Annotated in this window: 13 protein-coding genes and 1 pseudogene; 6 read left to right on the forward strand and 8 right to left on the reverse strand. The window is 51.0% G+C overall.

The genetic code is table 11. From position 1 onward, the window contains the following. Positions 1 to 963: phage major capsid protein, P2 family (locus QWJ10_RS22900; RefSeq protein ID WP_289929809.1), on the reverse strand; the 963-nt coding region annotated here is incomplete at its 3' end. 27 nt (positions 964 to 990) lie between these two features. Beyond that, entirely contained in the window at positions 991 to 1833 is an 843-nt protein-coding gene (locus QWJ10_RS22905) for a GPO family capsid scaffolding protein (protein ID WP_289929810.1), read from the reverse strand. Positions 1834 to 2012: 179 nt separating this feature from the next. On the opposite strand from QWJ10_RS22905, the gene QWJ10_RS22910 reads away from it, so the two are divergent. The 4 genes from QWJ10_RS22910 to QWJ10_RS22925 all read left to right on the forward strand — a co-directional run bounded on the left by QWJ10_RS22910 (position 2013) and on the right by QWJ10_RS22925 (position 7164). Beyond that, positions 2013 to 3773, forward strand: a complete 1761-nt coding sequence (locus tag QWJ10_RS22910; protein WP_289929811.1) for a terminase ATPase subunit family protein — start codon at positions 2013 to 2015, stop codon at positions 3771 to 3773. Beyond that, entirely contained in the window at positions 3773 to 4801 is a 1029-nt protein-coding gene (locus QWJ10_RS22915) for a phage portal protein (RefSeq protein WP_289929812.1), read from the forward strand. Before QWJ10_RS22910 ends, QWJ10_RS22915 begins: the two co-directional genes overlap by 1 nt. A 29-nt stretch (positions 4802 to 4830) precedes the next feature. After that, the gene (locus QWJ10_RS22920) at positions 4831 to 5625 is read left to right on the forward strand and encodes a DNA adenine methylase (protein WP_010799777.1); all 795 of its coding nucleotides are present in this window, start codon (positions 4831 to 4833) and stop codon (positions 5623 to 5625) included. A 654-nt stretch (positions 5626 to 6279) separates the two neighbouring features. Further along, a complete protein-coding gene (locus QWJ10_RS22925) occupies positions 6280 to 7164 on the forward strand; it encodes a Kiwa anti-phage protein KwaB-like domain-containing protein (RefSeq protein ID WP_289929813.1) in 885 nt (294 codons plus the stop codon). A gap of 232 nt (positions 7165 to 7396) precedes the next feature. On the opposite strand, the gene QWJ10_RS22930 is transcribed toward QWJ10_RS22925, so the two are convergent. From QWJ10_RS22930 to QWJ10_RS22940, 3 genes and pseudogenes are all read right to left on the reverse strand, one after another. After that, on the reverse strand, positions 7397 to 8347 hold the full coding sequence (locus QWJ10_RS22930) for a BsuBI/PstI family type II restriction endonuclease (RefSeq protein ID WP_010799774.1): 951 nt from the start codon (positions 8345 to 8347) through the stop codon (positions 7397 to 7399). Continuing rightward, complete coding sequence (locus tag QWJ10_RS22935) at positions 8344 to 9813, reverse strand: class I SAM-dependent methyltransferase (RefSeq protein WP_010799773.1); 1470 nt, start codon at positions 9811 to 9813, stop codon at positions 8344 to 8346. Before QWJ10_RS22935 ends, QWJ10_RS22930 begins: the two co-directional genes overlap by 4 nt. Before the next feature lie 400 nt (positions 9814 to 10213). Next, positions 10214 to 10462, reverse strand: a pseudogene (locus tag QWJ10_RS22940) (HigA family addiction module antitoxin); the annotation flags it as partial. Positions 10463 to 10734: 272 nt separating this feature from the next. On the opposite strand from QWJ10_RS22940, the gene QWJ10_RS22945 reads away from it, so the two are divergent. Together QWJ10_RS22945 and QWJ10_RS22950 are read left to right on the forward strand one after the other, a co-directional pair. Next, positions 10735 to 11385, forward strand: a complete 651-nt coding sequence (locus QWJ10_RS22945; RefSeq protein WP_289929814.1) for a recombinase family protein — start codon at positions 10735 to 10737, stop codon at positions 11383 to 11385. A 170-nt stretch (positions 11386 to 11555) separates the two neighbouring features. Then, positions 11556 to 12260, forward strand: a complete 705-nt coding sequence (locus tag QWJ10_RS22950) for a DUF6602 domain-containing protein (protein WP_289929815.1) — start codon at positions 11556 to 11558, stop codon at positions 12258 to 12260. A 423-nt stretch (positions 12261 to 12683) separates the two neighbouring features. Here the strand turns inward: QWJ10_RS22950 and QWJ10_RS22955 are convergent, their stop codons facing one another. From QWJ10_RS22955 to QWJ10_RS22965, 3 genes are all read right to left on the reverse strand, one after another. After that, entirely contained in the window at positions 12684 to 13415 is a 732-nt protein-coding gene (locus tag QWJ10_RS22955; protein WP_150348760.1) for a replication initiation protein, read from the reverse strand. A gap of 613 nt (positions 13416 to 14028) precedes the next feature. Next, positions 14029 to 14319, reverse strand: coding sequence for a hypothetical protein (locus QWJ10_RS22960; RefSeq protein ID WP_289929816.1), 291 nt, complete (start codon positions 14317 to 14319; stop codon positions 14029 to 14031). Continuing rightward, positions 14316 to 14984, reverse strand: coding sequence for an AAA family ATPase (locus QWJ10_RS22965; protein WP_150348762.1), 669 nt, complete (start codon positions 14982 to 14984; stop codon positions 14316 to 14318). The genes QWJ10_RS22960 and QWJ10_RS22965 overlap by 4 nt, the downstream gene beginning before the upstream one ends. Positions 14985 to 15393: the final 409 nt, after the last annotated feature.

A 15393-nucleotide genomic window follows, 5' to 3' on the forward strand; every position in this document is an offset into this window, starting at 1 on the left:
GGACTGGTAGTCCGCGATGCGGTCGTACTCAGGCTCGTCTTTCAGATAACGGCGGCGGCCGCCTTCCTGGACGTAGATCGACAGGTTGGCCAGCGTGGTGACCAGAATGGTTCCTTCGGGGAAGAACGGCGCATCAACGACCGGCAGGCCACCCACACGCGCCTTGGCAACGATCTCATCGGCGGCATTGGCCTCGACGTTGGATGAACCGCCCTTCTCAACGGCAGCCAGGAGCTTGTTGTGCATGAGGTCGCGAGAGATCAGGACTACCAGATCCGGGCGGCTGCGGTGCCAGGGCTCAAGCATCTGGACCAGGTCATACACCAGGCCATCCAGCGTCCCGAAGTCGCCAACAAAGCTACCGTCTGCATTTTTTGCAGGATTGATCGTGATCTTGCCTTCAGTTTTTCCGCTGTCGAGCACGCGATCTGTTGCGCCTTCGCGGATCTTCTGCAACCAGCCCTTGTTTACATCCTGCAGGAGTGGGTTGGCAGCGATATCGGTCGCGGCTTCAGCACTCTTGCCGTTAAAGCCAATCATGATGCGATCAAGGGCCTGACGCTCGGTGATGGCCTTGGACAGGCGAACCTGGAAGTCTGGAAATCGAGCCCAGGCATCGATCAGCTGATAGGGGAAGGCGCTGTCGAAGTTGGTCTGCTTGCAGCTGTAGCTGTCCTTGGCCAGGGCGCTACGATCCAGCGGATTGCGGCGGTTGCCGCCCTTGGTATTGGTGCGGCTGGCAATCGGACCGTTAACGCCCAGCAGAATGGACTCGCCTTCCTGCTCAGTCACGGTGATGACGTTGACCTTTTGCAGCAGTGAGCTGGATTCCTGAATGGCGGTTTCCAGCTTTTGCTGCACGGCGGGCGTTACATTGAATTTCTGCTCGGCCGAGCTGACGCCGTTGAGTTTGGCCACCTGACCCAGGAAGCTGTTAAAGACAATACGTGTTTCTGTGCGCATGGGGTTCTCCCAGAGATGCGGCGGGTTTTAGTAAGCGGTGAGGATCTGGCCAGCGCTGCCGGTGGCCGGCGGACGCTGCTGCTGGCTGTGGTCGGCGGTCTTGCCGAGGGTGTCGGTGAGTTCGGTCAGGCGCGTTTCGAGTGCTTCCAGGCTTGTGCTAAAGCCGGTCTGCGCGGTCTGCACCTTGGCAAGGTCTTCGCCCTGGTCACGCACGTGGCCGGCCAGCTCGACTACAGCTTCGCCAAACTGGGCAAACGCCTGGTTGTCCTCGGCCTGCTTGCTCTTGAACATGTCCTGGATGCGTGTGAACAGCGCAGCGCCCAGGCCGGTTTTTTCCTGCACTTCTTCCAGCTCGATGCTGGTTTCTTCGCAGGCGGTGAAGAGGTTGTCCGGGGATTGTTTGCGGGCTTTCAGGGGGCTGGCTTCAGGGTTTTGCGCGGCAAAGGTCAGCATTTCGGTGCCAATGCTGGCCGGGCTGTCAGTTACAGCCAGACCTACCAGGTACGCTTGACCCGTAGAGCCAAACTTCTCGTTGACCTCAATGGAGGTGTACACCTTTTGCTTTAAGTTATTGACCATGTTTACCAGGTCGTCGGTAGGCTCGATCTGGGCAAACAAGGCCAGCTTTTTCTCGCCGTTGATCTCGACTTCTTGGGTAGATAAGGCCAGGACATCGCCATAGGCGCGGAAGGGAGAATCAGCCAGGGTGCTACGGAAATGCTCCATCCAGATGCGTGCGCCGTAGACCTTGGGGTCGTAAGTGGCAGCCATCTGTTCAATCCAGCTGCGCTCGATAGTGCGGCCGTCCGTGGTTGCGCCTTCAACGGCGACACGGAACTGCTTGGAACGGAATTTCTTTTTAGTGCTCATGCCGTGAGGTCCTCAATGCGGGGGATCGCGGGGTGCGGTGGCAGTGAGGGCATGGTCGTTTTGTGAGGGAGGCGCAGCAACGAGCCGGGGTTGTAGATCGGCCGTTTACAAGATGCGGTGCTAAGCAGATGAGGGATGAGGCGGCAGACTGACGGCCATCAAACACAGCCAGTCTTGTCATGAACGAAGCCACCCTTACCCTGCCGATGGATACGCGCCGCCAAGCCAAGTTTCTCTACTGGATGGGGTGGCGGATCTCCGAGATTACTGAGGCCACCGGCGAGAAAGAAAAGACCCTGCACAGCTGGAAGACCCGCGACGAATGGGACCGGGCCGACAACGTCGAGCGCATCGGCGGAGCGCTTGAGGCGCGCCTGGTGCAGCTGATCCTGAAAGAGGCCAAGACCGGCGGCGACTTCAAGGAGATTGATCTCCTGCACCGGCAGCTGGAGCGTCAGGCACGCATCCAGCGCTTCAAGGACGGCGGCACCGAGACCGAGTTGAACCCGAACCTTGCCAAGCGTAACGAGGGACCGAAAAAGAAACCCTCCCGCAACGAGTTCAGCGAAGAAGACATCGAGAAGCTGACCGAGGCTTTCCTGGATGGCTGCTTTGACTACCAGAAGGACTGGTATCGGGCCGGCAACCAGCGGACCCGCGCGATTCTTAAAAGCCGGCAGATCGGGGCCACCTATTACTTTGCCCGCGAAGCCCTGATTGATGCGCTCACCACTGGCCGCAATCAGATCTTTTTGTCCGCCTCGAAAAACCAGGCGCATATTTTCAAGGCCTATATCCAGTCGTTTGCCCGTGAGGTCTGCGGTACTGAACTGAGCGGTGATCCGATCATCCTGTCCAACGGGGCCGAGCTGCATTTCCTGGGCACCAATGCCCGCACCGCCCAGGGCTATCACGGCAACTTCTACTTTGACGAATTCTTCTGGACGTTCAAGTTCAACGAGCTGAACAAGGTCGCCTCCGGCATGGCGATGCAGAAGCAGTACCGCCGTACCTACTTTTCAACGCCTAGCTCCATGGCCCATGAGGCCTATAACTTCTGGACCGGCGAGCGCTTCAACAAGGGCAAACCGACCGCGCAGCACATCAAGATCGACGTGTCCCACAGCGCCCTGCAGCAGGGCCGGCTGTGCGAGGACCGCCTGTGGCGTCAGATCGTCACGATCCTGGATGCAGAGGAACGTGGCTGCGACCTGTTCGATCTGGAAGAGCTGCGCATGGAGTATGCGGCCGAGGCTTTCCAGAACCTGCTCATGTGCGAGTTCGTGGATGACGGCGCGTCGATCTTCCCGCTGGCCATGCTGCAGCCGTGCATGGTGGACAGCTGGGTTGAATGGGCCGAGGACTACAAGCCGTTTGCCATGCGGCCGCTGGGGGATCGTCCGGTCTGGGTAGGTTATGACCCGGCGGAAACCGGCGACACCGCAGGCCTGGTGGTGGTCGCTCCCCCTCTTGTTCCGGGTGGCAAGTTCCGGATCCTGGAACGTCACCAGTTCAAGGGTATGGACTTTGCCGCCCAAGCTGAATTTATCCGCAAGGTCACGCAGCGTTATTGGGTGACCTATATCGGCATCGATACCACCGGCATGGGCTCAGGCGTTGCGCAGCTGGTAAAGCAATTCTTCCCAGCTGTAACCACCTTTAGCTATTCGCCCGAGGTCAAGACGCGCCTGATCCTCAAGGCCTATGACGTGATCAAGAACGGCCGCCTCGAATTCGACGCCGGCTGGACCGACATGGCCGCCGCGCTGATGGCCATTCGCAAGACCATAACCGCAAGCGGCCGACAGTTCACCTATACCGCCGGCCGCAGCGAAGAGACTGGCCATGCGGATCTCGCCTGGGCCTTATTTCACGCCTTACACAACGAGCCGCTCGAAGGGCAGACCGCTGCCAATACCGGCTTTATGGAGATTCATTGATGAGCACGACCACTCAAGCGCTGCCACCCGAAACGGTGCTAGCGACTGGCTCTTCCTCAGCCGGTATCGAAGCCTTTACCTTTGGCGACGCCGTCCCGGTACTCGACAGCCGCGAGGTGCTCGATTACTTGGAATGCTGGTTTAACGGTCGCTACTACGACCCGCCGCTTTCATTCGACGGTCTGGCTAAGTCGGTACGGGCCAGCGTTTATCTGCAGTCGGGCCTTAACTTCAAACGCAACATGCTGGCCCGTACCTTTATCCCGCATAAGCTCCTGAGCCGCGCAGCCTTCGAGCAGCTGGTCCTGGACTGGCTGACCTTTGGCAATGCGTATCTGGAGCGCCGCCGTTCAATGTTGGGCAGCACGCTCACGCTCTCCCCTGCCCTGGCTAAGTACATGCGCCGCGGCAAGGACGATCAGTTCTATATGGTCCAGGCCTGGAAGGAAGAACACGCCTTTGAGCCGGGTTCGATCTACCACCTGCGCGAGATGGACATCAACCAAGAGATCTACGGCCTGCCGGAGTGGATCGCCGCGCTGCAGTCGGCACTCTTGAATGAGTCGGCCACCCTATTCCGCCGCAAGTATTACAACAACGGCAGCCATGCTGGCTTCATTCTCTACATGACTGACCCGGCCCAGAACGAGGGCGACGTGGACGCCATGCGGCAGGCGCTCAAGTCCGCCAAGGGACCGGGCAACTTCCGCAACCTGTTCATGTACTCGCCCAACGGCAAAAAGGACGGCATCCAGCTGATTCCCATCAGCGAGGTGGCGGCCAAGGATGACTTTGGCTCGATCAAGAACATCAGTCGGGACGACATGCTCGCGGGCCTGCGCATCCCACCACAGCTCATGGGCATCGTGCCGCAGAACGCCGGGGGCTTCGGCTCGATCCGGGACGCTACGCTGATCTATGCAGCCAACGAGCTCGAACCCGTCCAGGCGCGCCTGGCCCAGCTCAATGAGTGGATCGGTGATGAGGTGATCCGCTTTAAACCCTACGAACTCGCTTTACCGCAATAAACCAATCAACACACGAAAAGGACTTCACTATGACTTCCCCAATCATTCCATGGATGGGTGGCAAGCGCCGCCTGGCTGACCGTATCTTCCCGCTGTTTCCGCAGCATTCCTGCTATGTCGAGCCCTTTGCCGGCGGTGCGGCCCTCTTCTTCCTGCGGCAAGTGCCGGCGGAGGTTGAGGTGCTGAATGATGTCAATGGCGACCTGGTGAACCTGTATCGGGTCGTGCAGCATCACCTGGAGGAATTTGTCCGGCAGTTCAAATGGGCGCTATCCAGTCGGCAGGTGTTCAAGTGGCTGCAGCTCACCGACCCGCAAACGCTAACCGACATCCAGCGCGCGGCCCGCTTCTATTATCTGCAGCAATCGGCGTTTGGTGCCAAGGTTGAAGGTCAGACCTATGGTACTGCCACCACGACGCCGCCCGGCCTGAATCTCCTGCGCATCGAGGAGAACCTGTCCGCTGCACACCTGCGCTTGTCCCAGACATACATCGAGCACCTGTCCTGGCAGGACTGCATCAAGAAATACGACCGGGAACATACGTTCTTTTATATGGACCCGCCGTATTGGGAAACGGAAGGCTATGGTGTGCCGTTCGGCTTTGAGCAGTTTGAGGAAATGGCCCGCGTGCTAGGCCAACTTAAAGGCAAGGCCATCATCAGCCTGAACGATCACCCGGCGATTCGCGAGGTATTCAGCGCTTACCACATCGAGAAGACCGGCCTTAAATATACGGTCGGCGGAGGCGGTAAAAGCGCGAGCGCTTCTGAAGTGTTGATCTTCAGCTGGAACCCAGAGGATGAGCCCCCGGGCTTGTTTTAATAACATATTTTAACAAACGGAGCTCCTGTGCTATTACTTAAACATTAATCATAGAGGCTCCGTCATCCATCCGTCTGGAAGACAAGTAATTACATTAAATAAAAACTAAAATTAGTTATGTGAATTTTTTTGGTAACCAAATTGAAAAACTGGCTTAAAACAATACTTTTCGTATCATCATTTTCGCCTATACTGCTAGTCCTGATATGCGTCAGATATTATTCAACCGGCGAAACCGACACATTAACATGGCAGCTATTAACAATATCACTCATCGGCATAGCGCTCCCTTTCCTTATTTTAGAGTGGCTTAAAAGGGAATCAGAAAGCCTAAATTTTAAGGCTAAAAAAGTAGAGTCTGCTGACTATTTCCTTATCGTCTTCATAGTAAGTTATGCGACTCCAATCATGATGAAAATGATGGAGGTAGATCTGTTGTACACCTTCATAATAGCTGGAATCATATTTATTACGGCATGGGTTATTTCAAATATTCCCTCTCACCCAATTCTATATTTATTTAAATATAGATTTTACAAAGTAGAATCTGATGACGGCATGGTCTATATACTGATATCCAATAGAAAAATATTGTCCCCTAAAAGTATAACCTCTGTAAAAAAAATTTCCGATGGAATGCTAATGGAGTAAAAAATGTTAACCCTATTTGCTCTAACATCCGATCCAGCCAAAAGAATCGTCCGCTTTTCTTTGTCACAGCCAGTTCAAACCGAATTCACAGAATATCTAAAGCATCAAGAATCTATATTTGATGACATAGAACAAGAAATAGAGTTTGATGGGAAATACAAACCAGACCATGGCGAAATGCTTTATATAGAAAACTTTGATGACATTGATGATCTCATACCAGCCATTGAGAATCCTTTGTCTATCGAGGAAGTAGAGCCTACAGAAGATTTTTTCAAAGAAATTAAAGCGCTATTTACAGGTTATAGAACAACAACAGGCAGTGTCAAAGTTTTACTACAAAATTTTGACAGGAGAAAAATAATCTCAACAAATGGCATGTCCATCTTTCATTCATCTAATGTTTATAGGAAAGTTGATGGAATTGGATTAACCATAGATCATAAGCTAACTGCTACATTGGAAAACAAACGGTTAAAATTTTTCAGCTTTCATGCTGCACGCCATATATTTGACTTAAGCGAACATTATAAATTAGCAACAGATGAAGATGTCACTGATTTTGTAGCATCAAACTTAATACAATCAGTAAACACTAATGTAATTCTCGAAATAGCTGACTCATGGGTCAGAAGAAAAATATCATTAATTCAGCAAAGCGGGATTCTTCAAGCTGTCCCTTTAAATGAGATAAAGGCAGCAGCCATAGAGTTTAACATTCCTTTCCAAACGGAGATGGAAGGCATTACAGAAGTTATAGTAATTCCAGAAAATAAGGCTGATCTGAAAAGGCTCCTTAGATTTCTAGACGAAGACTATTACAAGTCTCCGCTTTCCAAAACAAACTTTATAAGTAACTCTAAAAGAGTTGCTGACCAATCCACCTGAAATATCACCACCCAAAATCCAAAATCCAAAATCCAAAATCCAAAATCCAAAATCCAAAATCCAAAATATTCATTATAGCCCAAATGATTTATTGGATCTTCATGAATATTTTTGGATTTATACTGCTTAGGTTAAATTTTCAGCCCTATCCGGATTTTTTAGTTTTTCACGAATACCGCCACTAAACCACAAAGAAAGCTTTGCAGTTTAGCCTTTTAAATTTAATAATTAGTTACTCTGTATAAGGGCCGAGGAAGCGAACTCCGTTAAAATGGATTAGGTGAGAAGGCGCATCTGCCACCCATACCTCGGTTTCCCAAGCAATCTCACTAAGATAGCGCCCCATAATAGCCCGGTTAGGAAAGGCTGTAACATAGACTAGTCCAGCCGTTGAGCTGGCAAAAAGTTTAGCAAGCTCAGCGTGCCTCTTTCCATCCACTGGTCCATGGCTAGTAACTGACTCCACCAATAGCAGCCAATTCTTTTCTGTAAAATGTAAAACCACGTCAGGCATCTTGCCGTGTGTATCTACATCAACTCCTAGCCCGGCCAGTAAAGGAGCATCGAAGTAACCCCACTTATCACCTGTATCACCGGTATAAACCAATACACTACCCGGTGCGAAGCGAGGAGCAAAGTCTTCGATAATAGCCCGTATAAGTTCACTATGTTCGCCAGGACTGAGGGTGATTTTCTGTCCAGGTGCGATCTCAACCGGAATGCGGTTTTGCTCACGCTCTTTGGCATAACGGACAATCAATGTTTGTCGGTCAGCTAAATAAGCGGCGAGGCTGTCATGCCATGCAGGAGAGTTAAAAGTACGTAATAGAGCCAGTGCAGCAGGTTCAATCTGATAAACCGCTTTTGGGCTATTTACTGGGCGATCAGGCTTATCTGGGTTATAGAGAACGATGCCGGCGTCGCAGAATTGATGCATAGAAAAGCGGCGGAAGGTTTCGCGGCTATTGGGTGCGTACTCCTTACCATAATGCTGCTGTGCCCATTCCATTATTGGCGTAATGCCTATAAGTGGGTTCTCCGCATCGCTCCATGCCTTATCAGGTGTAAGATTCAAAAGAGCTAATAAACATAGAGCAGTACGTTCATTTTGCTGTGCACGAGGTAAGCCCAGGGAAACAATAATTTGTTGCGCGGCCTCGATATAGTCATTTTTATTATTCATGCAGTTAGAGTTCCTAACTTATCGTCGATCAACTCTTGCGTAAGCATTTCCTGCTGCATAGCCCACTTGCCCAGTTCTATCAAAGTGTCACGACTCGGGTATCTCATTAGTTTGAGATCAGTTGCATTAACCTGTGTATGGCCGTTGAAGCGCCGGAAATGCTCATCCACTGCCGTCGTGTTCAGAAATACGGTCAGCCCATGAGCCAGAGCTTCAGGCAAGCCCTGTTTGTTCATATGAAATAGATTCATATGATTTTCAAATCCAAGTACCGGATGATCACCAAAGGCAGCAGGATCAATTACACTTGCTACTACACGACGCTTTTCCTCCTTTGAAGAGAAGCGGCGCACTACGCAATAATACCCATTTGGATAAAGCCACTTTTCAGTTTCTTCATTGCGCATGATAGCGTTCGGCTTTTTTAAGCCTGGGACAGGCCAGACGGTACCGGTTTTTTTTAAGTGCCCAGGATAAATCAAGGGTACCGAGTCTGGTTCGGGCATATCACGTAGATGCGCTTTCAGACGGAAATCGACTACAGGCCCAGTTGACACCTTTACGCCGATTTCAGCCAAGGAATACCGCACGGCTGGCGATAGTTCGATGATACTTTTCTCGGTTGTCGTTGGCACATGGATAAATCGCTCTGGATCATCCGGAAACACTATTCGATCGAATGGATGTTCATTAGAGGTTAGATCGGAAAAGCTGTCATCCGTAGAAGTAGAAACTGTGACTGGCCCTTGCTTGCCGCAGCGTTCCAAACGAATGATGATATTTTCCTGCAAAACCTCATCATCCTTAAAAGCTTTGTTTCGTGAATCGAACAAGTGCATATGGCGGATCGCTGTATGCTCAAGGATAAAGTCACGAAATAGCCGGTAATATGGTCCGTTACAAAAACTGCGTGGAATAATGGCTACGATCTGCGCTCCCGGTGATGATTGGCCTACAGCCAACGCCACAAAAGCAGAATATAAGTTCACCGTTTCGATACCGACGCTACGTAGGGCTAGCCGGTGGGCAGATTGACTATTGATCTTCTTATAAGGTGGATTAAGTATCGCATGGGTATAGCCTTGATCACCTAGACCCTCTGTAGTCGCCAGTTCAATGTAATCGCCAGCAATGACGCGGGGCGTTACATTACGGTATCCGCCCAAATGCAGCGTAAGGTGCCCACGTAGATTTTCGTCAATTTCGTAAGCTGTAGCCTCAACCGTCTTAAAGTCAAAGCCTCCAGCCATCCAGCGGTCTAGAAAGGCGCAGGACAGAGCACCTACCCCAGCACCCGCATCTAGTAGACGACAGGTTTGCAGAGTGCAGGGAGGAAACAAGGACGCCATAAAGCGGGCCACGCTCGAAGGCGTCATGAATTGGCCGAATTCAGCTTTATGTTTCTGCGCGGTACGGGATGCTACCTCACGGCGCACGCTGTCTGCAGTGTCTAGTTGTTGGGTCAACTTAAATCCTTATTGACGCGATGTGATAACACAGGCGCCTTGTAAAACATGGTTCTGGATAGGCCATAAAAACAGCTATCTTGGCTACTTACATGTGTAGGACATTCCATACACCCCGTGACATTTTAACCTGGGTTTTCTAGCCCTAAGTCCCTTACAAATTCCTACTGTTACTGGCCAGCAGTATCGCGCTACAGCGCTTGATCGGTTCGCTACCCTTTTGCTTCAACAAAGCCTCCAAACGGAGGTTTTTCTATGAACTGTCTTTGGATAAATGCGTTTTTGCACGGCCTACCCATTTTGAGTTGATATCCTCAAGGTCGGTTAGTTGACCGGCCTCGGCCTCGGCCAATCCCTCTCGAATTGATCCTGAATGCCATGAGTCGGCATTCTCTGCCAGCTCGGCCACGCGTAAATCGTACGCGCTCTGAAGGTTCATCCAGAACTTAGCTGTAGTACCTAAAGCATTACTGAGTAGCAGAGCCAGGTCAGGTGTTATCTCCTGACGCTCAAACAGGATGTCGTTCAGTGTGGTTTCTGGGATAGAGGCAGCCTGAGCAAAGCTTGCGGTTAGCGTACCTGACGGACTTAAAAACTCTTCTCGCAGAATTTCTCCTGGATGAATTGGGCGCATCCCATTTTTGTGCATAGCCATAAACACCCATTCAGAACCAAAAGCAGAACTACGGCACTGACCATCAAAAGACCAGCAATTTGAATTTAGATAGCCAGAGCCGGCAGCGCTTACAAATTACCATACCTGCAAAGACCTGATCTTGAACGATTTGCATATGTCATTAGGGTATACCCCAGCGACTACACCCGAAACAGGCCTTTTAGGTGTAGCGATAAATAGGTAAAACGACTTATACGACTACACCTATAATTCGCTACATCTAACGACTACACCTGAGGCCTTTAATGTTCATTCGCGCCTACCTTCGAGCTAGCACCGACGACCAGGACGCTAATCGGGCTCGAAAGTCGCTCCAATCCTTCGCGGCCGATCAAGGTGTCCGCATTGCTGCCTTCTATATAGAGAATGCCTCGGGCACGACAGTGGACCGCTCCGAGTTGCTGCGGCTACTTGCTGACGCGTCACCTGGTGATGTGCTCCTGGTCGAATCAGTCGACCGTCTGACCCGCCTTCCCAGACCGGCCTGGGAGCAATTGCGTAACCAGATCGCAGCGGCAGGCCTCCAGGTGGTCGCGCTCGATCTGCCCATCACACATGCCGTACTCAAACCTACGGGTGAAGACGGCATTCAGGAGTGGATGCTTAAAGCAATCAGCCAGATGTTTTTAGAGTTTATGGCTGCGTTTGCGCGGAAGGACTACGACACGCGGCGCGAGCGACAAATACAAGGCATTGAGAAAGCTAAGCGCACCGGCCTATACCGGGGAAGGCAAACCGACCAGGAACAACGACGCAGGATTCAGGAATGTTTGGCTAAAGGCTTCTCCGTTCGTAAGACGGCGGATCTACTCGGCTGCTCGACCAGTACAGTGTCCCGGTTCAAACGAGAGACGGCCGCGCTAATGCAGTCGGATGACCAGCTTTCTATTTTGTAGAAGCAGAAAGCCCCCCTGATCGGGGCTTTTATATATTGGGTGTTGCGCGTAGGCGTCCTGTAGCGACCCAGTAACTACCCACACTAAATGACAACTATCGGCCATTTGCAGTCCCTCCCCCGTGCCTATATAAAAACATGCCTTATATAAAACTCAAAAAGAGCGAACGAATGAAACCTCTCGTCGAATATTGTCATGGGGCCGTTAAAGCATTAAATGCTCAGTATGAAATGAGCAATGTGCTAGGTCACTCTGCCACCGCAGGTTCGGCGCGCGAGCGTCTTATCCAGGATTTTCTTATTGAGCATCTTCCGGAAATGACTAGCGTTGTGAGTGGAGTCATTGTTGACTCGAATGGCCAGCGCTCCAAACAACAAGACATTGTTCTGATGCTGAAGTCTATGCCACGCCTACCGTTTGCTAGTGGCCATGACCTTATTTTTCAGGAAGGAGCGGTAGCGACTTTCGAAATTAAGACCCAGATTACACCATCTATTCTTAAGGCCATTGCACTCAACATTGCGAGTGTGAACACACTAGTGCCGAGCACACTAGAGAGTGTTCAGCTGGGTGATTTAGACTGGCCGTATACTCGCATATTAAACGTTGTGCTCACATATGGAGGCTCTGCCTTAGAGGTCATTGAGCGTAAGCTAATGGAGCTTCCCTGCGCAGGCCAACCAGATGTCTATTTGGATCTAACAAAAGGGATTCTGATCAAGAACGACGGAGCGTTATCCGGTCAAGACAGCTCTGCTCCATACATTAAGTTCAACGACGCAGGAGTAGGTCTAGCTCGCTTGCTTGCATTGCTGTCAAAACTAACCGGTCGTTTAGTAATGCGTGGCGTGAAGTGGGAAGCGTATATCTCTTGACTATCTCTTTGCATATCAGCTGTGCCAGCGTGATGCCTTAATGGACAGCTATGCAGTCTCTCGCTGATAAGGCGCTTGGGCTTAGCTAACGTCTGCTTCTGGCAGATAGCGGTCATTTAATAAAATGGATGTTATGCGAAAAAAGCCGCTACCATTCCTCATGCGTAGCGGTCCCCTCCCCTACTGGAATCCAGTCTGACTCAGGCATCCCTGGAGCACAGATCGCTACGCTTACAGTCTGGTTAGGACTGGGGTCTGATGGAAGTATCGCGGCATGCCGAAAAGGCGTGTAGTTCGGCGGCCGCATGTAAGAGTTAGCCGCACGGTGAAACTCCCAGATCCCATGCTTTCCCGCACTGCCGATAGATCGCTCAAAATTTAAGGTAACACCGTTTTTTAAGCGAACTATTAGCATGGTCTCTTCTATCCTCGATCGGATGATATGGGCAGCGCTTCAGCGTCTGTCGTTGAGTAAAACGTAAACTTCAACCGGTCGGGTACCCTGCCCTTTTTGATGATTTCATAGTCCATCACCATATTGGCCTTCTCGGGTAGCTCGTTCTTTACCGGATCCAGCACGCGCGTCCGTAGATTGCTCATACGCTCGTACGCTTTGCCCAGGCCAAGGCGCTCGCGGAAGTCGTCCAGCTTGACGATCCAGTAGCCGAAACCCTCGACCTCATAGCGCATGAACATCTCGAATAGCCGCACGCTATGGACTGAGGTTAGGTTAGCCACGCGCATCAGCTTGTAGCGCGTGAAATCGCCTGTCAGCTCAGATAGGTAGGGTGCAACCACTGGCGTGAAGTACAGCTCAACGAAGCCGTCGTATTTGGTTGTGCTCTTACGCCAAATCCAGCGGTATTCATCTTCGGGACTGTTTGCTACTTCTGGGATCTTGATTGTGCAGTGGTACAGGCTTTCTGTTGCTTCCTTGATAGCCTCATAGGCCCATTTTCCCGGCAGGTTGTATGCCTGGGCAAACTCATGCGCATAGATACGGATCGGCTCAGGGATTGGCTTTCGAGAGTCGATCTTGGAGATGGCCAGCAAAAGCAAGCGCTTCTCCTGGAGTGTCATCTTGTATGCCGCCTCTAACAGAGCGTTGCCCTTTACTACCCAGTGGTCGGCCTCGTCGATCATCAGGTCCGTCATAATGAGTCACATGCCGGGAATGAAAGGCCGAGTGTATCCAATCGAAAGCCTATCTGCTACATGTCCGGAATTTGTAGCTCGAATGTGGATAACATCCGTTTTTTGTAGCAGAGAGTCCGGAATTTGTAGCGCAAAGTCCGGAATTTGTAGCACGCGCTTCGCTGGAAGCCGCATGGCTAAAGGTCTACAGCGATCTCTATAAACAAGTTAAAAAACAAGATAAAAAAACAGATCAAGAACACTGATTTTTTGAGTCTTTTTAAGAGCAAAAGTCCAGAATTTGTAGCACCAGGTAAGCTACCCACCCTCCCCTACTCGCTATGAAAATCGGAAAGTCCGGCATTTGTAGCATGAGCCCCGCCATTAACTAACAGATCTGCTGAAAAGCGTTATCAGGAAAGGCTTTCTAGCCCATTTCTAAGTCACCTCCCGCTATCCCGGAAAAGTCCGGAATTTGTAGCACGAAAGGTAAATACATATGAAATAATTACGTTATACGTATGATTTACCTATCACATGCTCAATACATATGTATTTTATATTTATTTCATACGTATATTATGCGTATTCCATATGTACACTAGCAGCTAGACTGAGCTTTGAAACAAGCGGCTCACTCCTGTAGCCGCTTGAGTTCATTCCGAATAGCTTGCATTACGAACGCCGTCCTGGTGTTCAAAACCTCGTCATTTCGAACAAAGTCATCTACACGTTCAAGCAGATCGGCTGGGTAAAGCATCGTTACCGGCTCCCTTTTCTTCTTCTTTTTAGGCGCCTCAGTTTCGACTAGTTTACCGCTATCGGGAGCACCCTGGATGAACTGCTTTATGGCTTGGTTATCTGGCTGCTCAGTTGGTGCAGCTGGAGCCATTCCAGGGGGAAGCATCGATACCTTCTTTTTCATTCAACATCTCCAAAGATATGACGCACCAAACGCTTGAGCTCGAAGCTAGCTTTCTGATCCTTACGCTCAAGCTCATCGACGCTAAGCCCGCGGCTTGATGCAACAGCAAATGCCTTCCGATCGCCGAGCGATGCATCCAAGAAAGGAAGTTGCGGGTAATGTTCAAGTACCCTTTCAGCTTCAAGGTTGTCAGAGGCATTCACACCAGGATCAGCCATAGAAAGCATGGCATGCACACGGAGGGGTTGTATCTTGGCTCGCGAGCGAGCGCGTTGTGCTTCATCTATAAGAGAAGCCATTTTGCTAAGTGCCCAAGTGTCGAAGGCGCGAGGTTGGAACGGGACCACCAGTACATCGGCCAAGGCCAAGGCGGAACGCAACGACTCGCTATCGAAACCACCACAGTCCAAGATCACGTCATCATAAAGTTTGGATTGATGCTCAACCTGTACGTAGAAGTCATCGCCTTTCGGGTAATGGGATGCAGCAACGGCTGGTTTTACTCCATCCATCAAACGAAGCGTAATAGCCTGGCCGGAACTGTTCTGCGGATCTCCATCGACCAGCCAAACATTCTTGCCCTGGTTAGCTCGTGCAACTGCGAGCTGAACGGAAGTGGTGCTCTTGCCGGTACCGCCTTTCGTATTGCCGATGAGAACGATCATGACGCCTCCCGTGGCATCTGGTTATGTATGCGGTACGGATAATATCAATACCAAATACATATGCAATACATGTTTTATACGTATGAAATATGTATATAGTAATTACTTTTAATGTATTTCATACATGTATCGCATGTAGGAGCTCCACCTCACTAACTTTGCTCGCTACGCGCCGGCGGCGTCTAGATAGAACGCCCCCCAATAGTACGGTGAGCGGAAGTTTCCCTAGCTCCAGCACCCGGCGCGCGCAATCGTCCCCCCACGACGCCTGCGGGCTAAATAGGTCGCTTTTTCTGCACCCCTGCACTGGCCTCTGTGCGGCCCGCTACGGGGCCTGCGAGGCGTTTTCACTGTCAGGAAAACCCTGCAAAACCCTGCAGAGGTCCCCTTTTTCTGCGGCCCCATCGCG

It is taken from the genome of Pseudomonas sp. WAC2, from assembly GCF_030403525.1.
In the GTDB taxonomy this organism is placed as follows: Bacteria; Pseudomonadota; Gammaproteobacteria; order Pseudomonadales; family Pseudomonadaceae; genus Chryseomonas; species Chryseomonas luteola.